Origin of the sequence: Actinomadura sp. 6K520, from assembly GCF_004349245.1 — a bacterium.
In the GTDB taxonomy this organism is placed as follows: domain Bacteria; phylum Actinomycetota; class Actinomycetes; order Streptosporangiales; family Streptosporangiaceae; genus Spirillospora.
Genome location: NZ_SMLC01000037.1, coordinates 22,367 through 47,188, shown reverse-complemented (window position 1 = coordinate 47,188; position 24,822 = coordinate 22,367). Strand labels below are relative to the sequence as shown.

At 71.6% G+C, this 24,822-nt stretch carries 25 protein-coding genes; 14 read left to right on the top strand and 11 right to left on the bottom strand.

Annotated elements, in window-relative coordinates; genetic code table 11:
- Positions 1–63: 63 nt before the first annotated feature.
- A complete protein-coding gene (locus tag E1289_RS12970; RefSeq protein WP_131979589.1) occupies positions 64–957 on the bottom strand; it encodes an oxygenase MpaB family protein in 894 nt (297 codons plus the stop codon).
- 75 nt (positions 958–1,032) lie between these two features.
- On the opposite strand from E1289_RS12970, the gene E1289_RS12965 reads away from it, so the two are divergent.
- The 3 genes from E1289_RS12965 to E1289_RS12955 all read left to right on the top strand — a co-directional run bounded on the left by E1289_RS12965 (position 1,033) and on the right by E1289_RS12955 (position 3,354).
- The gene (locus E1289_RS12965) at positions 1,033–1,629 is read left to right on the top strand and encodes a TetR/AcrR family transcriptional regulator (protein ID WP_131979586.1); all 597 of its coding nucleotides are present in this window, start codon (positions 1,033–1,035) and stop codon (positions 1,627–1,629) included.
- Positions 1,630–1,819: 190 nt separating this feature from the next.
- Positions 1,820–2,383, top strand: coding sequence for an RNA polymerase sigma factor (locus tag E1289_RS12960; protein ID WP_131979583.1), 564 nt, complete (start codon positions 1,820–1,822; stop codon positions 2,381–2,383).
- Positions 2,380–3,354 (top strand): CU044_5270 family protein, encoded by a 975-nt coding sequence (locus E1289_RS12955; RefSeq protein ID WP_131979580.1) that lies wholly within the window; start codon positions 2,380–2,382, stop codon positions 3,352–3,354. The genes E1289_RS12960 and E1289_RS12955 overlap by 4 nt, the downstream gene beginning before the upstream one ends.
- An 88-nt stretch (positions 3,355–3,442) precedes the next feature.
- Here E1289_RS12955 and E1289_RS12950 read toward each other — a convergent pair whose 3' ends face one another.
- Together E1289_RS12950 and E1289_RS12945 are read right to left on the bottom strand one after the other, a co-directional pair.
- Positions 3,443–4,627: a cytochrome P450 gene (locus E1289_RS12950; protein ID WP_131979627.1), complete on the bottom strand. Its 1,185-nt coding sequence runs from the start codon at positions 4,625–4,627 to the stop codon at positions 3,443–3,445.
- On the bottom strand, positions 4,627–5,436 hold the full coding sequence (locus tag E1289_RS12945) for an SAM-dependent methyltransferase (RefSeq protein WP_243712793.1): 810 nt from the start codon (positions 5,434–5,436) through the stop codon (positions 4,627–4,629). The genes E1289_RS12950 and E1289_RS12945 overlap by 1 nt, the downstream gene beginning before the upstream one ends.
- Before the next feature lie 123 nt (positions 5,437–5,559).
- On the opposite strand from E1289_RS12945, the gene E1289_RS12940 reads away from it, so the two are divergent.
- Positions 5,560–6,000, top strand: coding sequence for an SRPBCC family protein (locus E1289_RS12940; protein WP_131979577.1), 441 nt, complete (start codon positions 5,560–5,562; stop codon positions 5,998–6,000).
- A 196-nt stretch (positions 6,001–6,196) separates the two neighbouring features.
- On the opposite strand, the gene E1289_RS12935 is transcribed toward E1289_RS12940, so the two are convergent.
- On the bottom strand, positions 6,197–7,627 hold the full coding sequence (locus E1289_RS12935; protein WP_243712792.1) for a non-reducing end alpha-L-arabinofuranosidase family hydrolase: 1,431 nt from the start codon (positions 7,625–7,627) through the stop codon (positions 6,197–6,199).
- Positions 7,628–8,009: 382 nt separating this feature from the next.
- Here E1289_RS12935 and E1289_RS12930 point away from each other — a divergent pair, with 382 nt between their 5' ends.
- The 3 genes from E1289_RS12930 to E1289_RS12920 all read left to right on the top strand — a co-directional run bounded on the left by E1289_RS12930 (position 8,010) and on the right by E1289_RS12920 (position 11,451).
- Positions 8,010–9,422 (top strand): endo-1,4-beta-xylanase, encoded by a 1,413-nt coding sequence (locus E1289_RS12930; protein ID WP_131979571.1) that lies wholly within the window; start codon positions 8,010–8,012, stop codon positions 9,420–9,422.
- Between the two features lie 27 nt (positions 9,423–9,449).
- Positions 9,450–10,814 carry an RICIN domain-containing protein gene (locus E1289_RS39555; RefSeq protein ID WP_131979569.1) on the top strand — a complete coding sequence of 455 codons (1,365 nt, stop codon included), beginning with the start codon at positions 9,450–9,452 and terminating at the stop codon, positions 10,812–10,814.
- Between the two features lie 163 nt (positions 10,815–10,977).
- Positions 10,978–11,451: a hypothetical protein gene (locus tag E1289_RS12920; protein WP_207928940.1), complete on the top strand. Its 474-nt coding sequence runs from the start codon at positions 10,978–10,980 to the stop codon at positions 11,449–11,451.
- A 78-nt stretch (positions 11,452–11,529) separates the two neighbouring features.
- Here E1289_RS12920 and E1289_RS12915 read toward each other — a convergent pair whose 3' ends face one another.
- Positions 11,530–12,810 (bottom strand): MFS transporter, encoded by a 1,281-nt coding sequence (locus E1289_RS12915; RefSeq protein WP_131979566.1) that lies wholly within the window; start codon positions 12,808–12,810, stop codon positions 11,530–11,532.
- A 103-nt stretch (positions 12,811–12,913) separates the two neighbouring features.
- On the bottom strand, positions 12,914–13,612 hold the full coding sequence (locus E1289_RS12910) for a metalloregulator ArsR/SmtB family transcription factor (protein WP_131979563.1): 699 nt from the start codon (positions 13,610–13,612) through the stop codon (positions 12,914–12,916).
- A 233-nt stretch (positions 13,613–13,845) separates the two neighbouring features.
- On the opposite strand from E1289_RS12910, the gene E1289_RS12905 reads away from it, so the two are divergent.
- The 3 genes from E1289_RS12905 to E1289_RS12895 are packed head-to-tail and all read left to right on the top strand — an operon-like array spanning position 13,846 to position 16,783.
- Positions 13,846–15,546, top strand: a complete 1,701-nt coding sequence (locus E1289_RS12905) for a carbon starvation protein A (RefSeq protein WP_131979560.1) — start codon at positions 13,846–13,848, stop codon at positions 15,544–15,546.
- Complete coding sequence (locus E1289_RS12900) at positions 15,543–15,800, top strand: cory-CC-star protein (RefSeq protein WP_131979557.1); 258 nt, start codon at positions 15,543–15,545, stop codon at positions 15,798–15,800. The genes E1289_RS12905 and E1289_RS12900 overlap by 4 nt, the downstream gene beginning before the upstream one ends.
- The gene (locus E1289_RS12895; protein WP_131979554.1) at positions 15,791–16,783 is read left to right on the top strand and encodes an ArsA family ATPase; all 993 of its coding nucleotides are present in this window, start codon (positions 15,791–15,793) and stop codon (positions 16,781–16,783) included. Before E1289_RS12900 ends, E1289_RS12895 begins: the two co-directional genes overlap by 10 nt.
- Positions 16,784–16,846: 63 nt before the next feature.
- Here the strand turns inward: E1289_RS12895 and E1289_RS12890 are convergent, their stop codons facing one another.
- Genes E1289_RS12890 through E1289_RS12880 form a run of 3 tightly spaced genes read right to left on the bottom strand, consistent with a single transcriptional unit; the run spans position 16,847 to position 19,301 of the window.
- On the bottom strand, positions 16,847–17,131 hold the full coding sequence (locus E1289_RS12890) for a hypothetical protein (RefSeq protein ID WP_131979551.1): 285 nt from the start codon (positions 17,129–17,131) through the stop codon (positions 16,847–16,849).
- The gene (locus E1289_RS12885) at positions 17,128–17,760 is read right to left on the bottom strand and encodes a SigE family RNA polymerase sigma factor (protein ID WP_131979548.1); all 633 of its coding nucleotides are present in this window, start codon (positions 17,758–17,760) and stop codon (positions 17,128–17,130) included. Before E1289_RS12885 ends, E1289_RS12890 begins: the two co-directional genes overlap by 4 nt.
- Positions 17,757–19,301 (bottom strand): sodium:solute symporter, encoded by a 1,545-nt coding sequence (locus tag E1289_RS12880; RefSeq protein WP_131979545.1) that lies wholly within the window; start codon positions 19,299–19,301, stop codon positions 17,757–17,759. The genes E1289_RS12885 and E1289_RS12880 overlap by 4 nt, the downstream gene beginning before the upstream one ends.
- Positions 19,302–19,447: 146 nt before the next feature.
- Between E1289_RS12880 and E1289_RS12875 the strand changes: the two genes are divergently transcribed.
- The 3 genes from E1289_RS12875 (at position 19,448) to E1289_RS12865 (ending at position 21,171) form a co-directional block, all read left to right on the top strand.
- The gene (locus E1289_RS12875; RefSeq protein WP_131979542.1) at positions 19,448–19,675 is read left to right on the top strand and encodes a DUF3311 domain-containing protein; all 228 of its coding nucleotides are present in this window, start codon (positions 19,448–19,450) and stop codon (positions 19,673–19,675) included.
- A 194-nt stretch (positions 19,676–19,869) separates the two neighbouring features.
- On the top strand, positions 19,870–20,625 hold the full coding sequence (locus E1289_RS12870) for a potassium channel family protein (protein WP_131979540.1): 756 nt from the start codon (positions 19,870–19,872) through the stop codon (positions 20,623–20,625).
- 84 nt (positions 20,626–20,709) lie between these two features.
- A complete protein-coding gene (locus tag E1289_RS12865; protein ID WP_131979537.1) occupies positions 20,710–21,171 on the top strand; it encodes a hypothetical protein in 462 nt (153 codons plus the stop codon).
- A 145-nt stretch (positions 21,172–21,316) separates the two neighbouring features.
- Here the strand turns inward: E1289_RS12865 and E1289_RS12860 are convergent, their stop codons facing one another.
- Entirely contained in the window at positions 21,317–21,982 is a 666-nt protein-coding gene (locus tag E1289_RS12860; RefSeq protein WP_131979534.1) for a maleylpyruvate isomerase family mycothiol-dependent enzyme, read from the bottom strand.
- A gap of 218 nt (positions 21,983–22,200) precedes the next feature.
- Here E1289_RS12860 and E1289_RS12855 point away from each other — a divergent pair, with 218 nt between their 5' ends.
- The gene (locus E1289_RS12855; protein ID WP_243712791.1) at positions 22,201–23,247 is read left to right on the top strand and encodes a sigma-70 family RNA polymerase sigma factor; all 1,047 of its coding nucleotides are present in this window, start codon (positions 22,201–22,203) and stop codon (positions 23,245–23,247) included.
- 30 nt (positions 23,248–23,277) lie between these two features.
- Here the strand turns inward: E1289_RS12855 and E1289_RS12850 are convergent, their stop codons facing one another.
- A complete protein-coding gene (locus E1289_RS12850) occupies positions 23,278–24,762 on the bottom strand; it encodes an MFS transporter (protein ID WP_131979528.1) in 1,485 nt (494 codons plus the stop codon).
- Positions 24,763–24,822: the final 60 nt, after the last annotated feature.

The following is a 24,822-nucleotide window of genomic DNA, read 5'->3' as shown; positions in this document are numbered from 1 at the left end:
AGGAGGGATTCCCGCACACGCTCGTCTCCAGGGGTGTCCGCGAACCGCCCCGGCCGGGGCCGGTCAGTGTTCGGTGGGGCGGTAGCGCTCCCTGCGGGTCTTGGCGCCGATCATGCGCAGCTGGGTCAGCAGCATCCACTGGTCGAGGCGCCGTGGGACGAGGCGCGCCGAGGCGCGGACCAGCGCGGCCATGCGGTCGAAGCGGCGCTGGTCGCGCGGGGACCACTCGATGCCGAAGCGGGTCCGGACCGGCTCGGGCAGGCAGCCGATCGCCACCAGCGTGCCCAGTGGCCGCAGGACCGGCCGGGCCGCCCGGATGGCCATGGCCGGCACGAACGGGACCGCGCCGATGCCGTCCGTGCGGGCGATCTCGATGGACCGGGCGGCCGGGGCGGTCATCTCCAGGCGTTCGGCGCAGAACGCGTCGAACGCGGTCCGGAAGGCGGCGTAGTCGGGCGGCACCGGGCGCATGCTCACGCCGTACCGGGCGTACCAGGCGACCGTCCCGGCGTAGAGGCGGTCGTGGTCGGCGGCGGTCAGGGCGCCGGCCGGGAAGAACAGCTCGGCCGTCCGGAACATGTGCCAGGTGAACGTGGCGTGCGCCCACCAGAACGTCTCGGGGTCCAGGGCGTGGAACCTGCGCCCCTCGGAGTCCACGCCCTTGATGTCCAGGTGCAGGTCCCGGATCCGGCGGGCGCGCTCGGGGCCGTCCGGTTCGAAGATCGTCGCCCAGATCTGCGGGACCGACCGCCAGATCCGGCCGAACGGGTCGTCGAAGAAGCCGGACTGCTCGGCGACGGCCGTGCCCAGCGGCGGGTACATCAGCTGGAGCAGTCCGGTGGCGCCGCCCGGGAGCGCCGCCCGCGAGTCGCCCGCGATCCGCCACAGCAGCGACTGCGGGCCGATGGGTTCGGCCGCCTGCGCGGTCCGGTCGTCGAGGTGCTCAGCTGCCGCCATCCCGGGCCTCCTTCACTGTTCATGAGACGATGACACGGAAATGTTGCATGTGTCCAGAGGGGGCATAATGGCCGGGTGGACGCCGCGATCGCCCTGCCGGACCTCGCCCGGCGCCTGCCGCCCCCGCCCGCCCCGGAACTGGGTCCCTGCCTGGATGCCGCGTCACGCTGCCTGGCCCGGCACGGCCTGTCCCGCACCTCGATGGCGGACATCGCCCGGGAGATGGGCGTCTCGCGCAGCACCGTCTACCGGCAGATCGGCTCGGTGGAGAACGCCGCCTGGCTGCTGCTCTCCCGTGACCTGCACGCCTTCTACGGCACGCTCCCCCGGATGTTCGGCGAGGCCGACGGACCCGAAGTGATCACCCGGCCGCTGGCCGCGCTGCTGCGGCACGCGTGGGCCAACCCGGTGCTGGCCAAGGTGCTGCGCGACGAGCCCGACTTCATCGGACGCGCTCTCGCCGCGCACGCCGGTCCCATGCTCGATCAGGGCGCCCGGATGCTGGCCCCGCTCTACCAGAGCCTGATGGACGCCGGGCGCATCCGCCCCCAGGACCCGCTCGACCTCGCCCACTGGCTCCTGCGCGTCTTCATGATGCTGGTCCTCGCGCCTCCGCCCACCGACGTCGACGCCCTCCTCGACGGCATGCTGCTACCCGCCCTGAAGCCCTGACCGGATGCCTCCGCCGACGCGGCGGTACTTCCGGTGGCATCGCCGTCGAGCCGGGCCGCCTGAAGCAGGGCGCCGGGCGCGAAAAAGGTGGAACAAGGGGCGGGCCTGCCGACAAGTACCGGGTGACCGGCGCGAGACGGCAGAGAGGAAGCGGTTGGTGACGATCACAGGGCCTCCGGACTCCGGAGGGATGACCGACGGTGAGGCGATCGGCGCGTCCCTCACCGAGCCCGAGAGATTCGCCAGGATCTTCCACCGGCACTGGGACGAGATCCACCGCTACATCACCCGGCGGCTGGGCCCCCAGCTCGCCGAGGACGTAGGCGCGGAGACCTTCGCGGTCGCGTTCCGCAACCGGCAGCGGTACGACCTGGGGCGGGCCGACGCCCGCCCGTGGCTGTACGGCATAGCGACCAACCTCATCCGCCAGCACAGGAGGACCGAACGCCGCCATCACCGCCTGCTGGCCCGCGTAGACGCCGAATGGTCCGTCGAGGCGTTCGACCAGAGCAGCGACGACCGGCTGACCGCGCAGCGGCTCGGACCCCGGCTCGCTTCCGCGCTGGCGCGGCTCTCCCCCGCCGAACGCGACCTGTTACTTCTGATCGCCTGGGCCGACCTGACGTACGAGGAGACGGCGCAAGCACTCGGCCTTCCGCTGGGCACCGTCAGGTCACGCCTGCATCGCGGGCGCAAGAAGTTCCGCCGGGCCCTCGGCGACATCGACCCCATGCGGATGCAGGAGGATTCATGAACGACGAGGACATCGCACTCATCAGCCGGATCCGCCCGAGTGCCGAACCGCATGATCCCCATGCGAAGGCGAGGGCGTGGGCGCGCCTGCAGGCCGAGTTCGGCTCGGCTTCCGACCGGCGTCCCGCGCCGCGGGCGCGCGTCGACCGGCGCGCGGCCCTCGCCGTCGCGGCGACCACGGTGGGCGCCATGACGCTCGTCGCGGCGCAGCTGGGCGGTGTGTTCTCCGGCGGCACGCCTGAGCGCGGCCCGGACACGAACCTGCGGACACTGGAACTGGCCGCGAGCACCGTCGAGCACCAGAGGACGCCCCCTCGCCCCACGCCGGGGCAGTGGGTCTACACGCGGCAGACGAGCCGTTTCGAGATCAAGCCGGGCAACGCGGCCGGGCGGGATGCGGAACTGCACGACAAGGTGAAGGTCGAGGAGTGGTGGAAGTTCGACGGCAGGCAGATGGCGAAGTCCGTGGAGGGCGGGCAGGTCCGGGTGACGCGCATCCTCCGGCCCGGAGAGCGGCCCGCGCCCGGCCGCGCCGACCCGCGGTTCAACGGCGGGATCATCGGCGGACCCGGTGTGGTGAGCCGCACCCCGAACAGGCTCTATGACTACGTGGCCGGGCTGCCCACCGACCCGGACGCCCTGCTCGAACGGATCAGGCGGGACCACGGCGACGACGGAGGGGACGTGACCACCTTCGGGGTCATCGCCCGTCTGCTCCGCGACGACCAGCTCATCCCGCCCAGAACCAACGCGGCGCTGTACCGGGCGCTGGCGAAGATCCCCGGCGTGCGGGTGACCCGTGACGCCACCGACTACGCCGGACGGCACGGCATCGGAGTGATCGCCGCCCGCGGCCGCGGGCGGGACGGCCGGCTGATCGTCCTGAACCCCGAGACCTACCGCTACATGGGCGACCGCGACCACGCGATCCTCGACACGGCCGTCGTCAACGAACCGGGAGAACGCCCCTAGACCACCGCGTGCCTGTCAGGACGCAGTTCGCCCCGGTGCCTTGACGGCACCGGGGCGCACTCGCCGGAACCGCACCTGACGACCGGGCTCAGACCCGGACGGGCAGGGACACCAGGCCGCGGACGATCGAACCGGTCCGGTGGTGGCGCAACTCCTCGGGCGGTACGGCCAGGGCCAGGCGGGGGAAGCGGTCCAGCAGGGAACCGATGGCGATCTGGCCTTCCAGCCGGGCCAGCGGGGCGCCGAGGCAGAAGTGGATGCCGTGACCGAAGGCGACGTGGCGTTTGGGTGCGCGGGTCACATCCAGCCGGCCGGGCGCCTCGAACACGGCGGGGTCGCGGTCCGCGGCGCCCAGCGAGACGTGCACCCAGGCGCCCTTGGGGATCGGGGTCCCGGCGATCTCCATGTCCGCCAGGGCGATGCGCTGGCTCGCGCGCTCCACCGGGCCGTCGAACCGCAGCAGCTCCTCGATCGCGGACGGCAGCAGCTCGGGCCGCGCCCGGAGGAGTTCGAGCTGGCCGGGTGCCCGCAGCAGGGCGAGGACGCCGTTGCCGATGAGGTGCACCGTGGTCTCGTGCCCGGCGATGAGCAGGAGCGCGATGCTCCCCAGCAGCTCGGCATCGGTGAGGGCGGCGTCCCCGTCGCGGGCGGTGACCAGACCGCTGATCAGGTCGTCCTCGGGGGACGCCCGGCGCTCGGCGATGACCTCGACCAGGTAGCCGTTGAACGCGCGGGCGGCCTCCCGGCGGCGCTCCCGGGCCTCCGCGGTCAGCGCGGGGACGGTCAGCACGGCCGTCCACTCGCGGAACCGGGGCCGGTCGGACGCCGGCACGCCGAGCAGCTCGCAGATGACCTGGATCGGCAGCGGGACGGCGAAGTCCTCGATCAGGTCGGCCTCGCCGCGAGCCGCGACGCCGTCCAGCAGCCCGTCGGTGATCTCCTGGACGCGGGGGCGCAGCTTCTCGACCCGCCGCCCGGTGAACGCCTTCGCGACCAGCGCGCGCAGCCGGGTGTGGTCGGGCGGGTCCATGGCGAGCATCGTCCCGCCGAAGAACAGCTCGCCGTTCACGGGCACGGAACTGTGCGCGCTGTCCTTTGACAGCCGCGGGTCGTTCAGCGCCGCGCGGCCGTGCTCGTGGTCGACCACCAGGAAGGCGGTGGCCCCGCGCGGGAAGTCGATCGGATGCACCGGCCCGGACGCCCGCAGCTCGTCGTACGCGGCGTACGGGTCCTCGCTGAACGCCCGGCCGAACAGGAACTCCAGCGGCAGCATCACACCACTTCCCCCACCCCGGCGAGGAAGCCGGGCCGCGACATGTCGGGCACGAACGGCTCGGCGTCCGGCCGCCAGTCGGCCACCTGGACCAGGCCGGGCCCGACCAGCTCGGTGCCCTCGAAGAACCCCATGACCTCGTCGATCCCGCGCGGGATGATGTCGCCCGCCCCGGTCCTGCCGTAGGCGGATCGCACCTGGTCTTCGACGGCCTGGCCGACTTCGCCCCGGTGCCCGTGGGAGATGGCCAGGAAGCTGCCCGGGGCCAGCGGCTTGCGCAGCTTCGCCACGATCTCTGCCGGACGGTCCTCGTCCGGGACGAAGTGCAGGATGGCCAGGAGCAGCAGGCCGACCGGCCGGTCGAAGTCGATCCGGGCCCTGACCTCGGGATCGTTCATGAGGCTCTCCGGTTCGCGCAGGTCGCCCTGCACGACCGCGGTCAGCGGGTTGTCGGCCAGCAGCGCACGCGCGTGCACGAGCACGATCGGGTCGTTGTCGACATAGACGACGCGGGCGTCGGGTGCGGCGCGCTGGGCCACCTCGTGCACGTTCTCCCGCGTCGGCAGCCCGGACCCGATGTCGATGAACTGCCGCACGCCGCGTCCGGCCATCATCGTCACGGCCCGGGACAGCAGCCTGCGGTTCGCGCGGGTGAACTCCAGCACGTTCGGCATCGCCGCCACCACCTGATCGGCGGCCCTCCGGTCCGCGGCGAAGTTGTCCTTGCCGCCGAGGTAGTAGTCGTACATCCGGGCGACGCTGGGGGTCTCGGGATCGATCACCCACTCTGGATGATGCTCGTCATTCACCGACAGACCTCCCGACTGGCTACAGATCGCACGATTTTAGGGCCATAAGCCAAGTTGATCTCCGCTTTCCGGCAACTCCCAGGCCGAACGCGTGTGGCGGAGCGCCATGGGAAGATGACCGGCATGGCACAGGTCGTGGTCACCACGGAAAAGACGCTGAACGCGAGCCCGGAGCAGGTACTCGAAGCACTCGGCGATTACACGGGCGTGCGCTCGCGCATGCTGACCGAGCACTTCAGCGAGTACGACGTCCGAGAGGGCGGCCAGGGCGAGGGCACCGTGGTGCACTGGAAACTGGCGGCCACCAGCAAACGCGTACGCGACTGCCTCATAACCGTGAGCACACCCGGCCCGGACCAGGTGGTGGAGAAGGACACCAACTCCTCCATGGTCACCACCTGGACCGTCTCCCCCGCCTCCGAAGGCGCACAGGTCCAGATCGAGACCACCTGGAACGGCGCGGGCGGCATCGGAGGCTTCTTCGAGAGAACCTTCGCCCCCAAGGGCCTCCAGCGAATCTACGACGCCCAGCTGACAAAACTGGCCGCCGAACTCACACGGTGACGAAACGCCACCGAGCAGCTCCTTGAGCGCGGCGGGCCGAGCCCGTCTGTTCGGCCGGTACAAAACGTCTCTCGCGGCAGGTGGCCGGTTCACCCACAACAGCGCGGGAGCGCGGCCGGATGGCGTCGGGACGTGCCGCGCCGACACCGAGCCCGCCCCGCCGGCTGGCCGGCGGGGCGGGACCCGGGGCGCGCTGTCAACGCTGGAGTGTCAGCAGGCCCGGCCGGTAGGGCAGGAGGCCGTAGTCGCCGCCGGAGTCAGGGCTGCGCCCTTGGTAGAGCAGTTGCAGGTTGCAGGGGTCGACGGTGAAGGTCTGGTCGGCGCCGGCGCGGATCAGTTCGCCGTGGCTGATGTCGTTGGTCCAGGTGGCACCGCTGTTGGCCTTGCCGGCGAAGGGGTTGCCCTCGGTCGCGGCCTGCGGTGTCCACGAGCCGTTCAGGCTGGTGGCCGTGAAGGAGCGGAAGTAACGGCCCTGGGAGCCGATCGCCTCGACGAGCATGAGGTAGCGGTTCTGGTCCTGGAGCTTGTAGACCTGAACGCCTTCGAACAGGTTGTTGGTCGTATCACTCATGATCACTGTGGAGTTCGAGCCGAAGCTGCCCGGGAAGTTGCCGATCGGCATACTGGCCCGGTAGATCCTGCCGTTGTCGCCGGCGAAGAACAGGTACATGTTCGTGCCGTCGCCGATGAGCGTCTGGTCAATGGGTCCCGTTCCGGAGCCGCTGATGCTTCCGGAGAAGAGCACCTGCTCCGATGACCAGCCGTTGGGGTTGGCGGGGTCGGTCGACGTCCGGTAGGAGAAGGCGGTACTGCCCCATTGGTAGGCGAGCACCCAGATGTTTCTCGGCGCGAAGTAGAAGAGCGTGGGTGCGACGGTGGAATTCGACATCGTGTTCTGGCTGGCCGAGGCCATCTCGGACCAGTTGCTGAACAGGCCGAAGTTCATCGAACCCCACCTGGTCCCCGTGTCATGCGTCGTCGCGTAGACGAGATGCCTGCCGTTGTAGGGGGCGACGGTGAAGTCCTTGAGCGAGACCCATCCCGGCTTGGGCTGCGCCAGCGGGCCCGTTGAGGACCAGCGGTACGTCGACGGGAGTTCGCACGACGGACCGGGGTCAGTGCCGCCGCCGACCTCGACGAGCTGCCACTGCTGGTTGCTGCCGCCCCAGTCGTCGTACTGGACGATGTTCGCGCCGTCGGCGGTGGAGCCGCCCTGTACTTCGAGGGCCTTGCCGCTGTGGCGCGAGATGAGCCTGACGTGGCCTCCCGAGCTGTCGGCCAGCCGCCACTGCTGGTTGGTGCCGTTCAGGTCGGACCACTGGACGATCGAGCCGCCGTTGGCGGTGGAGAAGTTGTAGACGTCCAGCACCTTGCCGGAGTGGCGGGACTTGAGGCGGTAGTAACCGCCGCCGGAGTCCACGAACTGCCACTGCTGCTGGTACTGGTCGTTCCTGGTCCACTGGGTGATGCGGGCGCCGTCGTCGGTCGCCAGGTTGTAGACGTCCAGGGCCTTGCCGCTGTTGCCGTTGACCAGGACGTACCACTTGTTCACATCCACTGTCGCGGCCTGAGCCGTCTGCACGTTGATCACGGACAGGAACACCGACAGCAGGAGCGATGCCAGCACTGCCGCACCGGTCCTCAACATGAACTTCTTCCCTTCCTCCGAGTGAATGTTAGCGCTAACATTTCCTGCCGCGAGTAGCCCTTCTCTGCATCGGTGGATTGGGGGGTGGTGGTGGCCGGAGTAAATACGAGGCTGAGCGACATCGTCAAGAGCCCCGGACCATCGAAAAGTTTCGAGCACAGGTTTCCTGCTAGATCTCACGCCGGCACCGGGCGGCCGAGTACGCGCGATGAAAGGTTTTGAAACTATTGACGAGATCTGTAGTAGCTCACACACTGGGTCCGCGACGCCCCGGTGGTGTGTGCGTTCCGTGACGGAGCGCGGCGTCTGTTGCACGGCTGTGTCCGTGCTCCCATCCCCGTTCGTTCATGGAGGAGCAGACGTGCGTACCAACGCCATGCCCAGGTCCGGGTTCCGCAGGCGGGCCCTCGCGGGCGCCCTCGGGGTCCTCACCGCGGCCGCCGCTCTGGTGGCACCGCCCCCGGCCGCCGCCGCGGAGAGCACGCTGGGCGCCGCGGCGGCGCAGAGCGGCCGCTACTTCGGCACCGCCATCGCCTCGGGCCGGCTCAACGACTCGGTCTACACCACGATCGCGAACCGCGAGTTCAACTCGGTGACCGCCGAGAACGAGATGAAGATCGACGCCACCGAACCCCAGCGGGGCCAGTTCAACTTCACCGCCGCCGACCGCGTCTACAACTGGGCGGTCCAGAACGGCAAGGAGGTACGCGGCCACACCCTGGCCTGGCACTCCCAGCAACCCGACTGGATGCGGAACCTCAGCGGCGGCGCACTGCGCCAGGCCATGATCGACCACATCAACGGCGTCATGGCCCACTACCGGGGCAAGATCGTCCAGTGGGACGTGGTGAACGAGGCCTTCGAGGACGGCAACTCGGGAGCCCGCCGCGACTCCAACCTGCAGCGCACCGGCAACGACTGGATCGAGGTCGCCTTCCGCACCGCGCGCGCCGCCGACCCGGCCGCCAAGCTCTGCTACAACGACTACAACGTCGAGAACTGGAACTGGGCCAAGACCCAGGCCATGTACGCCATGGTCCGCGACTTCAAGCAGCGGGGCGTGCCCATCGACTGCGTCGGCTTCCAGTCCCACTTCAACAGCGGCAGCCCCTACAACAGCAACTTCCGCACGACCCTGCAGAACTTCGCCGCCCTCGGCGTCGATGTGGCCATCACCGAACTGGACATCCAGGGCGCCTCGCCCACGACCTACGCCAACGTGACCAACGACTGCCTGGCCGTCGAGCGCTGCCTCGGCATCACCGTCTGGGGTGTGCGCGACAGCGACTCCTGGCGCTCGGAGCAGACGCCGCTGCTGTTCGACGGCAACGGCAACAAGAAGGCCGCCTACACCTCGGTCCTCAACGCCCTCAACGGCGGCACCTCGGAGCCTCCCCCCGAGGGCGGGACGATCCAGGGCGCCGGCTCGGGCCGCTGCCTGGACGTGCCGAACGCCAGCACCAGCGACGGCACCCAGCTCCAGCTGTGGGACTGCCACGGCGGCACCAACCAGCAGTGGGAGCCCACCGACGCGGGTGAGCTCAGGGTCTACGGCAACAAGTGCCTGGACGCCGCGGGCACCGGCAACGGCGCCAGCGTCCAGATCTACAGCTGCTGGGGCGGCGACAACCAGAAATGGCGCGTCAACTCCGACGGAACCATCGTCGGCGTCCAGTCCGGCCTCTGCCTCGACGCCGCCGGCTCCGCCAACGGCTCCCCGATCCAGCTCTACTCCTGCTGGAACGGCAGCAACCAGCGCTGGACCCTCACCTGACCTGCCGCAAGCGGAAAGGGTGCATCGATGAATACCTACGCTACGGCTTCGCGAAGGCGCCGCCGGTGGTCCCGGTTCGCCGCCGCGGTGGCGGCGACCCTCGCGATCGGCATGCTCGTCGCGGTGAAACCGGCGCCGGCCGATGCGGCGACGGTGGACACCAACGCCTGGTACGTCCTGGTCAACCGCGGCAGCGGCAAGGCGCTGGACGTCTCTGACGCGTCCACAGGCGACGGCGCGCGAGTTCACCAATGGACGCGCCACGACGCGGCCAACCAGCAGTGGCAGTTCGTGGACTCCGGCGGCGGCTTCTACCGGCTGAAGGCACGGCACTCGGGCAAGGTGCTCGACGTGGCCGGCGCCTCGACGGCCGACGGCGCCGCGATCCAGCAGTGGGCCGACCACAACGGCGCCAACCAGCAGTTCCGCCTGGCCGACTCCGACGCGGGCCACGTCCGGCTGATCGGCCGCAGCAGCGGCAAGGCGGTGGAGGTCCAGGGCGCCTCCACCGCCGACGGCGCCAACGTCGTCCAGTACACCGACTGGGGCGGCGCCAACCAGCAGTGGCAGCTGGTCGAACTGTCGTCCGGTGGCGGCGGCGACGGCGGATGCGGCAGCGCCCCGGCGCTCACCAGCGGTACGCACACGATCCAGAGCGGCGGGCAGAGCCGCAGCTTCATCCTCAGGGTCCCCGACGGCTACGACAACAGCCACCCCTACCGGCTGATCTTCGCGTTCCACTGGCGGGGCGGCACCGCCGGCGATGTCGCCTCGGGTGGCACGAGCGGGAGCGCCTGGTCCTACTACGGCCAGCAGGAACAGTCGAACAACAGCGCGATCCTCGTCGCCCCCCAGGGCCTCGGCAACGGCTGGGCCAATTCGGGCGGTGCGGACGTCGCCTTCGTCGACGACATGATCCGGACGATAGAAAGCGGCCTCTGCGTCGACACGACCCAGCGCTTCGCCACGGGTTTCAGCTGGGGCGGCGGTATGAGCTACGCCCTCGCCTGCGCCAGGGCGAACGATTTCAGAGCCGTCGCGGTCATCGCGGGCGCCCAGATCAGCGGGTGCAGCGGCGGCAACCAGCCCATCGCCTACTTCGGAATCCACGGCATCAATGACTCCGTCCTCAACATCGCGCAAGGACGGTCCCTGCGGGACAAGTTCGTCGCCAACAACGGCTGCACTCCCCAGAACCCGCGCGAGCCCGCCCCGGGCAGCCTGACGCACATCACCACCGCCTACTCGGGCTGCCGTGCCGGGTACCCGGTCCAGTGGGCCGCGTTCGACGGAGGCCACATCCCCGGTCCGGTCGACGGCTCCCCCAACGAGAGCGGCGTCGCCACGTGGACCAAGGGAGAGATCTGGAGGTTCTTCGCACAGTTCCAGTAACACGAGCACGCACAACGGAGTGGAGCCAGGATCTCCCTGGCTCCACTCCGACGTCCATCTCGAAGCGGTATGGGTACCCACTGCGGACCCGCCGCCGGACCCACCCTCTACCCTTGATCACCCTGCGGCTCGGTTCGGAGCCCGCACGGCCGAGGGAGTCATCGTGGTGGTGCTCGTCCTGCTGTTCGGCTTCCTGGCCGGGACGGCCGGCGCCCTGGTCGCGGTCGTCGGCGGGATCGTGCTCGCGGTCCGGCGCCGCACCCGGGCCGGGCGGCTGAGAGCGGCCGCCCTCCTCGCGCTCGGGCCGGCGGTCGGCGTGTACGCCTGGGGCATGGCACACGCCGGGATGGCGGCTCTGGAGGCAGCGGACGGCGGTACGGACTCCTCCCCGCTCATCCCGTGCCGCGGGGAGGCGGACGCCGCGACGGTGGCGCGGGTGATCGACTACAGGGTGCGCTTCGTGCCGCTCCGCTTCGAGTGCCGCCTGGCCGGCGGCGGAGGCTACGTCACCTCGGCGGTACCCGGCTACGTCAACCCGGTCGCGGGGACGCTCGGCCTGGCGGCCGTCGCCGGCTTCATCGCCGCGGCGCCTCCCGGCCGGCGAGGCCGGGAAAACCGCGGTACCGACTCTGGTTGATCAGCAGGGCACGGGCGACCAGGCGGGCCGTGCCGCCACGAACCCTGGGAACGGCCTGCTTGCGGAGAGCGAGGCGGTTCAACGGCCGCGTGCGGTGACGGCGATGGCGGGCAGGACGGCGAGGGCGAGGACACCGCCGGCCAGGGCCAGGAGAGGGAAGCCCGCGGCGGCGACGACGAACCCCGAGGTCAGCCCGCCGGTGGCGCCGGCCAGGGCGATGGAGACGTCGACCATGCCCTGGGTCTTGGCCCGGGTGGCCAGCGGCACGGTGTCGGTGATGATCGCTGTGCCCGAGACCAGCCCGAAGTTCCAGCCGAGTCCCAGCAGGGCGAGGGCGAAGGCCAGCAGCGCGACCGAGTCGGCGGGGGCGAGGGCGGCGACGATGCCGGAGGCCAGCAGGGTGACGCCGGACGCGGCGGCGACGGTGAGCCGGCCGTGGCGGTCCACGAGCCATCCGGTCAGCGGCGAGGGCAGGTACATCGCGGCGACGTGAATGGCGATGACCAGGCCGGACGCGGCGGTGCCGTGTCCGTGGTCGTGCATGTGGACGGGCGTCATCGTCATGACCGCGACCATCACCAGCTGGGTCATGATCATCACCAGCGCCCCGAGCAGCACGCCACGGCCGCCGCGTTCGGCGGTGTCCGGCGTGAGCCGCTCGCCCTTGGCCGCGGCCGTCGCGGCGGCGTCCGCTGCGGCGGCCTCCTGCCGGGCGTGGAGACTGCGGGCGAGCAGGAGCGGGTCGGGACGCAGCCAGACGGTCAGGACCAGGGCGGCCAGGGCGTAGGCGGCACCGGCGAGGATGAAGGGACCGGCCAGGTGGGGGATGCCCATGGCCTCGGCGAGGCGGCCGGTGGGCGAGGCGAGGTTCGGGCCGATGACTCCGCCGAGAGTGGTGGCGACCAGGACGGTGGAGACCGCGCGGGCGCGGTGGGCGGGAGCCGCCAGGTCGGCTCCGGCGTAGCGGGCCTGCAGGTTGGTGGCGGTGCCGGCGCCGTAGACGAACAACGCCGCGAACAGCAGCCACGGAATGTCGGCAGCGGCGGCGACGAGGACGCCGCCGCTGCCCGCGGCGCCGGTGAGATAGCCGGCGGCGAGTCCCGGGCGGCGGCCGCGCGTCTGGGAGATGCGGCCGACCGCGACGGCGGCCAGCGCGGAGCCCGCCGTGAACAGCGCGCTGGGCAGGCCGGCGAGGTCGGTGGCGCCGAGCATGTCCTGGGCCAGCAGGGCTCCGACGGTGATGCCCGCGGCCAGTCCGGCGCCGCTGAGCAACTGCGAGACGACCAGGACGGCGAGGATGCGCCGCTGGATCTCCGGGCGCGGGGAGGGGCCGGTGCCGACGACGGCATGTGCGGTCACGGTGCTTCTTTCCTCGGTGGTCGGGGGGTTCGCGGCAGGCCCGGTCAGTGCGCGGCGGCCGGGCAGTCCGGCCCCCGGTGCGGCCCGGATGCCGTGGAGGGCGTCATGTCCGCTGACCGGGGGCCGCACCGTCCAGGTCACCGACGTCCACCGGCATCTGCTCCAGGCGCCATTCGAGCATGCCGTCGCTGAGGCGGATGGCGCGGCGGCCGCGGTCGGTCAGCAGCCGGACGGCGTCGTGTGCCAGGACGCAGTACTCGCCGCGGCAGTACACCGCGATCTCGATGTCGTCGGGCAGTTCGCCGATCCGGTCGGCGAGCTCGGTGACCGGGATGGAGACGGCGCCGGGGATGTGGCCCGCGCGGTACTCCTCCACCGGCCGCACGTCCAGGACGAGCACGTCGCCGGCTTCGGCGCGGGCGAGCAGCTCCGCCCGGGTGATCTCGTCGGCGCCGTCCCGGCCGAGGTAGGCGTCGCGGGCGGCGGGGACGGCGGCCTGGTGGGTCTCGGCGACCTTGCGCAGCAGAGCGAACAGCCGGGCGACGTCATCGCCGGCGAGCCGGTAGTGGATGCGCACGCCTTCGCGGCGGGTGGCGACGAACCCCGCCTGCTTGAGCGTCTGCAGATGGGCCGAGGCCGTCGTCAGGTTCAGTCCCGCCGCCCTGGCCAATGCGTCGACGGTGCGCTCGCCCTGCGCCAGCAGGTCGAGCAGTTCCAGGCGCTTGCCGCTGGCCAGCGCCTTGCCGCTGGCCGCGAACACCTCGTACAGCTCCGCCTTGGCCTGGGTTCTCCCTGGCTCCATGGACCATCCTCCAATAAACAATGGAATATTGTAACCGATGCCTCGTCCGCACCGCGGTCCGGCCGCGACGGAGTCCCGCGGGACGGCGCCGAGCACGACGCTTCCCTGCGGCCGGGGCCCTCGATCCCGTGCGCCCCGGGCACCCGGAACTCGGGGCCGTCCCCTGTCAACCGAATCGGGACCCTCGGCAACTCTTGTGTGAACCACCTCCCAGACCCCCAAAGGCATCCCGTATGAATGCACTTCCGCTGCTACTGATCGGCCTCGCGACGTTCGCGGGCGGATACCTCCTCTACTCGAAGTTCCTGGGCGACCGGGTCTTCAAGCTGGACGCGTCCTTCGAGACGCCCGCGCACGGGCTGCAGGACGGCGTGGACTACGTCCCCACCAACAAGTTCGTGCTGTGGGGTCACCACTTCACCTCGGTCGCGGGCGCCGCGCCGATCGTCGGCCCCGCGATCGCCGTGATCTGGGGCTGGCTGCCCGCGTTCCTGTGGGTCACGCTCGGCACGGTCTTCTTCGCGGGCATGCACGACCTGGGCGCCCTGTGGGCCTCGGCGCGCAACAAGGGCCGCTCCATGGGCACGCTCTCCGGCCGCTACATCGGCCGCCGGGGCGCCAACCTCTTCCTCGTCGTGATCTTCCTGCTGCTGCTGATGGTGATCGCGGCCTTCGCGGTGGTCATCAAGAACCTGCTGATCTCCAGCCCCTCGGTGGTGATCCCCGCCTGGGGCGCGGTCGCGGTGGCGCTGCTCGTCGGCCAGGCCGTCTACCGCTACAAGATCGGCCTCGGCCTGGTCACCGTGCTCGGCGTCACGGCGCTCTACGGCCTCATCCTCCTCGGTGACGCCGTCCCGGTGGAGCTGCCCGACCCGATCCTCGGCATGTCCCCGGCGACCTTCTGGATCGTGGCCCTCTTCCTCTACGCCGGCATAGCGTCCCTGCTGCCCGTATGGGTGCTGCTCCAGCCGCGTGACTACATCAACGGCGTCCAGCTCTTCGTGGGGCTCGGCATCCTGTTCGTCTCGGTGCTGCTGAGCGCCCCGGCGATCGTCGCCCCGGCCATCAACGACGCCGTGCCCGCGGGCACCCCGGACCTGCTGCCGCTGCTCTTCGTCACCATCGCGTGCGGCGCGATCTCCGGCTTCCACGGCATGGTCTCCTCGGGCACCTCCTCGAAGCAGCTGGACAAGGAGACCGACGCCCGCTTCGTCGGCTACTTCGGCGCGGTCGGCGAGGGCATGCTCGCGCTCGGCGCGATCATCGCCGCCGTCGCGGGCTACCGCACCCTGACCGACTGGAAGGCCGTCTACAGCGACTTCGGCGAGGGCGGCGTCCAGGCGTTCGTCACGGGCGGCGGCGCGATCGTCAACAGCGGCCTGGGCCTGCCGGCCTCGCTGAGCTCGACGGTCCTGGCCACGATGGCGATCCTGTTCGCCGCCACCACCATGGACACCGGCGTGCGCCTGCTGCGCTTCGTCGTCCAGGAGGCCGGCGAGGTCGCGAAGGTGAAGATCAGCAATGGCGTCGGCACCCTCGTCGTGCTCGTCACCGGCATGGGACTCACCTTCAGCCAGGGCGCCGACGGCGCCGGCGGCCTCCGCATCTGGCCGCTGTTCGGCACCAGCAACCAGCTGCTGGCCTCCCTGACCCTGTCCATCGTCGTGGTCATGCTGATCCGCAAGCGGCGCAACCCGGCGCCCGCGCTGGTGCCGCTCGCGTTCGTGTTCGTGATGTCGTTCTGGGCCGCGCTCGCGCAGCTCGGCGACCTCTACGACGCCCGGGACTGGCTGCTGCTGGCCATCGACGTCGTCATCATCGTCGCCGCCCTGTGGGTAGCCCTGGAGGCGGTCGTCGCGATGCGCCGGGCGTCCCAGGAGCCGCCGGAGGCCCCCGACGCCGATGTGACGGAGAAGGCCGGGACGAGGGCGTGACGTCCCGCTGGACCTCGTTCCGGGCCGGGCTGGAGGAGTTCTACGCCGGTCCCTACCGGCGTACCTTCGCCCGCGCCCGGCGCGAGGAGGACGACCTCTTCCGGATGGTCGTCCTCGCGGAGGCACTGGGCGTGCCCGACCCGGCGGCGTACTACACCGCCGAGCTGATGCCCGCCCTCTACGAGGACTTCCACGCCTGGCACCGCCGGATGGGCATGGACCGCTCGCCACTGGAGCATGTCGGGTGCTGCTAGACCTCATCACCTCGCGCAGGGTCGTCTTCGTCGGCGGCAAGGGCGGGGTCGGCAAGACGTCCATCGCCGCTGCGCTCGCCCTCGGCCGGGCCGGGGCGGGTGCCCGCGTGCTGCTGGTCTCCACCGATCCCGCCCACAACCTCGGCCACCTCTGGGACCGCCCCGTGGGCGACGAGCCCGTGCGCCTCGCCGGCCCCGCGGACCTCGCCCCCCGGGCGGGGTCCGGGGCGGCGGGCCACGTCGACGGGCTGGAGATCGACCCGGAGCGCACGGTCGAGCGGCACCTGTCCGCGGTCGCCGGGACGATGCGGCGGCTGCTTCCCGAGCGGATGCACGCACCGGCCGCCCGGCACCTGGAGCTGGCCCGGCAGGCGCCCGGCACCCACGAGTCGGCCGTGCTGGAGCGGATCGCCGAGGCGGTGGAGCTCGGGGAGGAGGCGTACGACCTGGTGGTCTTCGACACCGCGCCGTCCGGCCACACGCTGCGGCTGCTCGCGCTGCCCGAGCAGCTCACCTCCTGGGCCGGGGCCCTGCTCGCCAACCGGGACCGGTCCGAGCGGCTCGGCGCCGCGCTGCGCGGTCTCGGCGGCGGCGAGGAGACCGACCGCGACGCCGAGCTGCGCCGGATCCTCCTGCGCCGGCGCAACCGCTTCGCCCGGCTGCGCGAGATGGTGCGGGACCCGGCGCGGACCGGGTTCGTGGTCGTGCTGACCGCTGAGCCGCTCCCCATCGCCGAGACCATGGAGGTGTACGAAAAGCTAACCGGCCTCGGCGTCGACGTGACCGCCCTCGTCGCCAACCGCCGATCCCCGGCGGACGCCGGTGAGCTGCTCGCCGGCCGCCGGGGGCGGGAGGACGAGCACCTCGCCCGGCTGCGGCGGCGGATCCCGGACGTACCGCTGCTCGACGTGCCCCTGCTGCCGGGGGATCTGGTGGGCACGGAGGCGCTCGCCGCGCTGGCCCGCCGGCTCGGCCCGTCCTAGTCCCCGGAGGACCGGCCGGACCGTGCCGGGCGCCGGGCCGGCGCTCTTTTCGCCCGCGGCACGTCACGGCGGGTCGATCGCCGGTGTCTGCCGCTGCGTCGGCGCCGGGTCGTCGAAGATGACGTGCGGCCGGTCGTCGCCTTGGTTGAGGGCCCACAGGCCCACGGCGTCGGCGCAGACGAACAGGACGGCCATGAGGGTGGCCACGATCCGGCGTCGCCGCCGCTCCCGGCGCCGCCACTCGCGCCGGACCTGCTGGTAGGCGTCCGGCGCCGGCCGGACGCCGTCGCTGAGCACGTCGAAGGCCGCGCGCAGCTGGTCTCCTGTGAGGCCGGGACCGCTTGTCATTGCCGCTCCTGCATGAGCTTGGTCAGCGTGGCCATGCCGCGGGAGACGTGCGTCTTCACCGCGCCCTGCGAGATGCCCATCGAGGTGGCGATCTCACTCTCCCCCAGCCCCAGCCAGTATCGCAGGACCAGCGCCTCGCGCTGCCGCGCCGAGAGGTGCCGCAGCGCCTCGACCAGCGCCCGCTGGTCGTCACGCAGCAGGGCGGCGCTCTCGGCCGACTGCACCGAGTCCACCCGCTGGTCGATGTGCCGGCGGACGACCTGGAGGTGCCGCAGCCGCATGCGGGTCAGGTTGCAGACCACCGACCGCAGGTACGGCAGCGCGGCGTCGGGCGATCGCAGCCGGTTCCACCGGCGGTGCAGCTGGCAGAACGCCTCGGAGACGATGTCCTCGGCGTCGTCGGCGCCGAGCAGCACGGCCAGCCGCAGGAGCCCCGGGTAGTGCGAGTCGAACAGCCGGGTCAGCATGGCCTCGCGATCCGTGGCGCGCCCGTCGGTGTCGGCCCGTCCCGCGTCCGGCGCCTGCGGGGCCGGTGCCGGTGGCGGCGCACCGCGGGGCGGGGCGAACGCCGCGACGTCCGGAGCGGCCCGCGGCGCCAGAAACGGGAGACCAGGTCTCAGGACGGTCATGTCGTCGGCTCCGTTCCAGGCCGTGGGCCGGCCGGCGACGTCAGGTCAGGACCGCGCGGCACCCCCAACCTATCCAGCAGCAGTGTGAGTACCGCGACGATCAGCAGATTGAGGCCGAGGCCGGCGACGGCGGCGTACGCCGGTATCTGCCAGCCGCCCAGCCCCACGTGGATGACCGAGGTGAATCCCGCGCCGACCACCATGTGGGTGCCCGCGACCATCCCGGCAGCCCACCCGCCGAGCAGCGCCACGTGGTGCAGCCGCCGGGTGAACAGTCCGACGGCCACCGCAGGGAAGGTCTGCAGGATCCAGACGCCGCCCAGCAGCTGCAGGTTGATGGCGTCCTGGTCGCGCAGCCCGAACACGAACACCACGGCCCCGACCTTGGCCACGAGCGAGACCGCCTGGGCGATCCGGCGCTGGTGCTTGGGCGTGGCCGTCGGATGGAAGAACTCGACGTAGATGTTGCGGACGAACAGCGTCGCCGCCGCGATCGACATCACCGCCGCCGGAACGAGCGCGCCGACGGCCAGGGCGCCGAACACCAGCCCGGTCAGCGCCGCGGGCGTCACCTCCTCGACCAGCAGCGGCACCGCGACCTCGGCGTGGCCCTGCGGTGCGGTGATCCCGGCGGCCAGGGCCGCGATGCCCAGCACCGCGAACAGCCCGAGCACCGCCGTCCAGGCGGGCAGCGCGATCGACGTGCGGCGCAGTGCGCCGGGTCCGGTGGCGGCGAACGCCGCGGTCAGCACGTGCGGGTACATCAGCAGCGCCATCGCCGAGCCGAGCGCGAGGGTGGCGTAGGCGGAGTACATCTGCGGGTCCAGGGTCAGCGAGGCCCCGGCGGTCCCGCCGGCCGACAGGCGGCGTTCCGCACCGGCGAACATCGGCCCGGGCCCGCCCAGGCGCTCCAGTGCCAGCACGACCACGGCCACCACCGAGCAGAAGATCGCCGTGCCCTTCACCAGCGAGATCACCGTAGGGGCGCGTAGCCCGTGGTGGTAGGTCGCCACCGCCAGGACGGCGAACACCGCGACCAGCGTGAGATCGCCCGCCGCCCCGCGCGGGTAGAGCCCGCCCGCGGCCAGGACGGCGCGGATGCCCAGGAGTTGCAGCGCGATGTAGGGCATCGTGGCCAGCACACCGGTGACGGCCACGGCCAGCGCGAGCATCGGGGAGCCGTACCGGCCGCGGACGAAGTCGGCCACCGTGACGTACCCGTGCCGCTGCGCGACCGTCCACATCCGGGGCAGCAGCACGAAGGCGAGCGGATACACGATCACGGTGTACGCCAGGGCGAAGAACGCCAGCGCCCCGATTCCGTACACCAGGCCGGGAACGGCCGCGAAGGTGTAGGCGGTGTAGATCGTGCCGCCGAGCAGGAACCACATGGCCGGCGCGCCGATCCGGCGGTCGGCCAGCGCCCAGCTCTCCAGGGTGGGCAGCTCGGGGGCCGGGCGGAACCGGCGGGCCGTGACCGCGACCAGCGACGTCCCACCGAGCACGGCGACGAAGGCCGCCACGCCCACAGGCTCGATCATCCGTCACCGCCGCATCCGTACACGCCCCTTGGTTGCCCAGGTCACATGTCTGGTTGACACGATTGCCGGGAAATATAGTGGGATTTCGGCCAACCGGATCGCGTGCACCGACAACTGTGCCTCAAGACCGGGAACCTGGAGGCGTGATGGCGAAGCCGGTCCGGCCCGCGCGACGTGTCGCCGCCGGCGCCTTCCTGGCCCTGCCGGTCGCGGCGCTGCTGTGCGTGCCCTGGTACGCCCGTTCGACGCCGCGGCTGGCCGGTGTGGAGTTCTTCTACTGGTACCAGTTCGCGTGGGTCCCGGGCAGCGTCATCTGCATGCTGGTCGCGTATCTGCTGCTCCATGGGCGCAGGCGCCGCCCGCCGCACCGGTAGCGCGCCGGGCCGGGCGGCCCGGCAAGGCGCTCGCACTCCCCAGGCCGCCCTGGTATGCCACTGACCATGCACGATGACATAGTTTTCGGCACCGACAACCCCGGGGCGGGCTGCGCTTTCGCGTCGGGAGGGGTGTACCCGGCAGTCGGCGCCAAGTCAAGGCGCATGGTACTCGCGAGCACGGAGGAGACTTAATGGAGACCCCTCGCCGCAGTGACGAGCGTCTGGACGAGTGGCGGGCTCGGACACTCGTGCCCATGGTGGTGGCCGGCATGGCCTTTCTGGTCGCCTACGCCTGGCCGATCATCGACCCCGGGCTGCCCGCCGCTGGGCGGAACGTCTGCGATGCCGTGGTGATGCTCGTCTGGGGGCTGTTCGGTGCCGACTACCTGGTGCGCCTCGGGCTTGCACCGCGCCGCTGGAACTTCGTCCGGAGCAACTGGTTCGATCTGCTGGTGCTGCTGGCACCCATGCTGCGGTCGTTGCGGCTGATCCAGGTCATCATGGTGCTGGGGCTGGTCAACAAACATACTTCGACGACCCTGCGCGCCAGCGTGTCCCGGTATACCGCCGTAGCCGCGGTGCTCATCGTGCTCTGCGCGGCCCTGGCGGTCCTCGACGCCGAACGAGGAGCGCCCGACGCCGTCATCACGAGCTTCCCTGATGCCCTGTGGTGGGCGGCCACCACGGTCACGACGGTGGGCTACGGAGACCTGTACCCGGTGACGCTGGGCGGCCGGGTGGTCGCGAGCGTGCTCTTCACGGCCGGGATCGCTCTGCTGGGTGTGGTGACCGCGACGCTGGCCTCGTGGTTCGTGGAGAAGTTCAACGAGGGCCAGGCAAGCGCCGCGGCCACGCAGAAGCAGGTCGCCGACCTCACGGAAGAGGTGCGATCCCTGCGAGCCGAACTGGCCGGTAGAAAGCGCCCGACCGACGTCCAGGCATCGTAGAGTTCTCCCTTTGTCCACCGAAGGGCCGGTCAGCATGGACCACTGCGGCGAATCACTCCTCGACGGCACCGGCGGGGACAGGCCGTGACACCTGCCCGCCGGACCTGGCCGACCACGCTCGGGGTGTGGTGCGGCGCGGGCTTCGTCCTCCTGCTCGGGCTGGCGGCGGGAGGGAGCCTCCTCGGCAACGCGATCGACGCCTACCGGGCCACCCACAGCGGCGTTTCAGGCGTCTTCGCGGCCGAGAGGATGGACGGCGACGGCAGGGGCGCCCGCTGGTGGGTCGGTGACTTCACCAGCGACGACGGATCCGTGCGGCTGCGGGACGTCCGGCTCGCCGGGGTCGAACCCGCCTCCGGGGCCGCACCTCCGCCGTCCCTGGACGCGGTCGCCGGCGGCGACACCGACCGTGTCTACAGGCCCGGCAGCCGTCCGTGGGTCAAGCCCCTCATCGGCGCCGTGCTGCTCCTGCTGCTCTGCCCGGCCGGTTCCGTCCTGCTCGTACGCAACCTCCGCACCTGGCGGCGGACGCAGACCGCGTCGTAGGCATCGGCAACCGGCCTCTCGCACGAAGTCGCACCCGTGATCGGCAAGTAGGAGCGGTCGGCCACGACGGTCGTCAACGGCTACCTCGGCCCGGCGGCGTCGCCGCCGCCCTCGGCGCCGGGCCGCGCTGCGTGACCGGGGATGGTCACGCCGGCCGGCAGCGGTCGCGTAGGAATGCGACACCGTCGCCGTCGAGTTCGTCGCAGTAGGCCGCGCGTCCGGTCATCGCCATGGTCAGCGCCAGGGTGGTGCCGGACACCGGCGCGCCGGAGCCCGCGGTGAAGGGCCCGTCCCCGGCGACGAGTCGCAGGCCGCGGATGCGCCCCTTGGCGGGGACGACGAGGTCGGAGCCCCGGTAGTACTCGGCAACCTGGGTGAGCGTCTCGATCGGGTAGGCGCGGCGAATGCCCAGCGGCCGCCGGATGTCCTCGCCGTGCACGATCGTCTCGCCGAGCATCGCCATGGTCGGGAGGGGTGGTTTAGTGGTGCTGGTGACGACGCCGCGGAACCTTCCCAGCGTCTCGGCCGGAGTCGCGCCCATCTGCTCGGCCAGCCGCATGGCCACCTGCTCGTCGAAGTCGAACCGGCAGCGGATCACGCCCGCCAGCCAGCGCACGGGCGTCAGGCTCGCCGCCGCGGTGAGGTGCGCCAGCACCTCACGCACCGTCAACCCGGCGCACAGTGACGGCGTCGCCCACTGCTCGTCGGTGAGGTTCGCCAGGTCGGCCGCCAGGGCCGCCCGCTCGGCGTGGATCAGCGGCCAGTTCCCGGTGCCGCGCCGGGGAGCTGTTCGCGGTGCTGTCTCGGTCATGTCGGATGCTCTCCTGTCGTGGATGCCGACCGTCCGGCCGCCATGATCGTCAGTGGCCCGGGAGGAAACGTCGGGTTCGCGGGGCGTCGCGCGTGGAGGTGCCGACATCCTGTGGGCCCCGTGCCCGGAGCAATTCGGCGTCGCGTGGTCCTGCCGACGAGGCCCGTGCGGGTCCGGTCGGCAGAGGAGACTCTCGCCGTGCGGCAGAATCGTCTCTTGTGAGCGATTTTGTTTCCGGGGCGGCTGCGGACTCCACGACAGAGGTCGACGACCTGGCGTTGGCGTGCGACGGGGACGACGCCGCGTTCACCCGCCTTGTGGCGCCGCTGCGCCGGGAGCTGCACGCCCACTGCTACCGCATGCTCGGCTCGGTTCACGACGCCGACGACGCCCTCCAGGATGCTCTGCTACGGGCCTGGCGTGGGCTGGCACGCTTCGAGGGCCGCAGCTCGCTGCGTACCTGGCTGTACACCGTGGCCACCCGCACCTGCCTGGACATCGCGAAGTCCCGCGGCAGGCGGGCGATGCCGGTCGATCTCGGGCCTTCCAGCGACCGCGCCGTGGTCGACGCCGCCCCGCTGACCGATGTCGCCTGGCTGGGCCCCTATCCCGACGCGGGCCTCGCGCCGGGCACGACCGGCCCGGACGCGCGCTACGAGCAGCGCGAAGCCGTCGAGCTGGCATTCGTGGCCGCGATGCAGCACCTGTCGGGGAACCAGCGGGCCGCGCTGCTGCTGTTCGAGGTCCTCGGCTTCTCCGTGGCCGAGATCGCCACCATGATGGGCACCTCGACCACCTCGGTGAACTCCGCCCTGGCACGGGCCCGCCGGATGATCGCCGACAAGGTGCCCTCGCCCACCCAGCAGCAGACGCTGCGGGCGGCCGGCGACGCACGAGTGCGCGAGGTCGTCACCGGATTCGCCGCGGCGCTGGAACGCGGCGACGCCGACGCGCTGGTCGCGCTGGTCACCGAGGACGTCACCTGGTCGATGCCGCCTCTGCCGCATTGGTACCGCGGAATCGAGGCGGCCATCGACTTCGCCCTCCAGATCCCGATGACCAGATGCCCGAGCTGGCGCCACCTCGCGACCAGCGCGAACGGGCAGCCCGGGGTGGCGTGCTACCTCGGCCAGGACGACGCCGGCCCGCACCACGGCTGGTCGATCACCGTGCTCACCCTGCGCGGCCACCACATCGCCGAGATCACCTCATTCATCGGCCCCGGCCACTTCGCCCGCTTCGACCTGCCCGCCTCGCTTCCCTGACCGGCAGCCCGCCCACCGCATGACCCTGGTTCAAGGGCGGGCGAGGAGCGGCTCGGCCGCCTCGGTGTCCTCGGGGACGGGCCGGGGCTCCGGGCGCGGGGTGTTCATCAGGAAGGCGACGACCAGCGCGCCGACCACGATGATCCCCGCCGCCCAGGCGCCGGCCGCCGCGAAGCCCTCCACCGCCGCCTGCCCGGCGGTGGCCGGGGTCGTGCCGTGCGCGGCCAGATGGTCCGCGGTCGCGGCGGCGGCGATGGTGTTGAGCACCGCGATGCCGATCGAGGCACCGATCTGCTGCGCGGTGTTGACGGTGGCCGAGGCCACGCCCGAGTCGCCCTCGGCGACACCATGCGTGGCGTAGTTGAGGGCCACCGGCATGATCATGCCCGCCCCGAAACCGCACAGGAGCTGCGCGACCAGCACGCCGCCCGCGTAGGCGGTACCGGGTTCCAGGGTGAGCAGCCACAGCATCCCGCCGGCGCTGATGAGCATCCCGGGGACGATCAGCGCACGCGGCGGCACCCTGGGCAGCAACCGGGTGGTGAGCCCGCCGGCCGCCAGCAGCACCGCCGCGGTCATCGGGAGGAACGCCGCACCCGTCTTGACCGGCGAGTACCCCTTGACGACCTGCATGTAGTAGGTCATGAAGAGGAACGCCCCGAACATTCCGACGACGACCACGCCCACGGCCAGGTAGGCGCCACCGCGGGTCCGGTCGGCGATGACGCGCAGGGGCAGCAGCGGCTGCGCCACCCGGCTCTCGACGTAACCGAACGCGGCGAGCAGGGCCACGCCGGCGGCCAGCAGGCCGATGACCGCCGCCGAGTCGAACCCGTCGGACTCGGCCCGGCCGGCGCCGTACACGATCGCGACGAGCCCGGTCGTCACCAGCAGCACGCCGGGGATGTCGAACCGGGTCCCGCCCGCGCGCCGCGACTCGGTCAGCACCGCCTGCCCGCCGATCGCCGCGACCAGGGCGATCGGGATGTTGATGTACAGGCACCAGCGCCAGTCCAGGTACTCGGTCAGCGCCCCGCCGACCAGCAGCCCGAGGGCGCCGCCCGCGGCGGCGATGCCGCCCCAGATCCCGAACGCCTTGGCCCGCTCCTTCGGCTCGGCGAACGTCACCGTCAGCAGCGACAGCGCGGCCGGGCCGAGCAGCGCGCCGAACCCGCCCTGGAGGGCACGGGCGATCAGCAGCGTCTCGAAGCCGTTCGCCGCGCCGCCCAGCGCGGACGCTCCGGTGAAGCCGAGCAGCGCGATCAGGAAGGTCCGCTTGCGGCCGGTGTAGTCGGCGATCCGGCCGCCGAGCAGCAGCAGGCTGCCGAACGCCAGCGTGTACGCGGTGATGACCCATTGCCGGTCGCCGTCGGAGATCCCGAGGTCCCGCTGGAGGGACGGCAGCGCGATGTTCACGACGGTGGCGTCCAGAATGATCATGAGCTGGGCCAGCCCGATGAAGAGCAGCACGGCCCAGCGGTGCGAGCCGCCCGCCGGTGCCTTGGTGGTTGCCATGGATCCGTCCTCACTCACGGTGGTGCGTGCCGCGCGGATCGTTCGCGCGGCGCCCTGACG

Coding starts and splice junctions, on each gene's coding strand:
- E1289_RS12880 (WP_131979545.1), bottom strand. CDS start 19,301: ATGATCGAGCCTGTGGGCGTGGCGGCCTTCGTCGCCGTGCTCGGTGGG.
- E1289_RS39555 (WP_131979569.1), top strand. CDS start 9,450: ATGAATACCTACGCTACGGCTTCGCGAAGGCGCCGCCGGTGGTCCCGG.
- E1289_RS12940 (WP_131979577.1), top strand. CDS start 5,560: ATGGCACAGGTCGTGGTCACCACGGAAAAGACGCTGAACGCGAGCCCG.
- E1289_RS12860 (WP_131979534.1), bottom strand. CDS start 21,982: ATGACCGAGACAGCACCGCGAACAGCTCCCCGGCGCGGCACCGGGAAC.
- E1289_RS12850 (WP_131979528.1), bottom strand. CDS start 24,762: ATGGCAACCACCAAGGCACCGGCGGGCGGCTCGCACCGCTGGGCCGTG.
- E1289_RS12910 (WP_131979563.1), bottom strand. CDS start 13,612: ATGGAGCCAGGGAGAACCCAGGCCAAGGCGGAGCTGTACGAGGTGTTC.
- E1289_RS12955 (WP_131979580.1), top strand. CDS start 2,380: ATGAACGACGAGGACATCGCACTCATCAGCCGGATCCGCCCGAGTGCC.
- E1289_RS12950 (WP_131979627.1), bottom strand. CDS start 4,627: ATGCTGCCGCTGGAGTTCCTGTTCGGCCGGGCGTTCAGCGAGGACCCG.
- E1289_RS12870 (WP_131979540.1), top strand. CDS start 19,870: ATGGAGACCCCTCGCCGCAGTGACGAGCGTCTGGACGAGTGGCGGGCT.
- E1289_RS12960 (WP_131979583.1), top strand. CDS start 1,820: ATGACCGACGGTGAGGCGATCGGCGCGTCCCTCACCGAGCCCGAGAGA.
- E1289_RS12875 (WP_131979542.1), top strand. CDS start 19,448: ATGGCGAAGCCGGTCCGGCCCGCGCGACGTGTCGCCGCCGGCGCCTTC.
- E1289_RS12885 (WP_131979548.1), bottom strand. CDS start 17,760: ATGACCGTCCTGAGACCTGGTCTCCCGTTTCTGGCGCCGCGGGCCGCT.
- E1289_RS12890 (WP_131979551.1), bottom strand. CDS start 17,131: ATGACAAGCGGTCCCGGCCTCACAGGAGACCAGCTGCGCGCGGCCTTC.
- E1289_RS12970 (WP_131979589.1), bottom strand. CDS start 957: ATGGCGGCAGCTGAGCACCTCGACGACCGGACCGCGCAGGCGGCCGAA.
- E1289_RS12905 (WP_131979560.1), top strand. CDS start 13,846: ATGAATGCACTTCCGCTGCTACTGATCGGCCTCGCGACGTTCGCGGGC.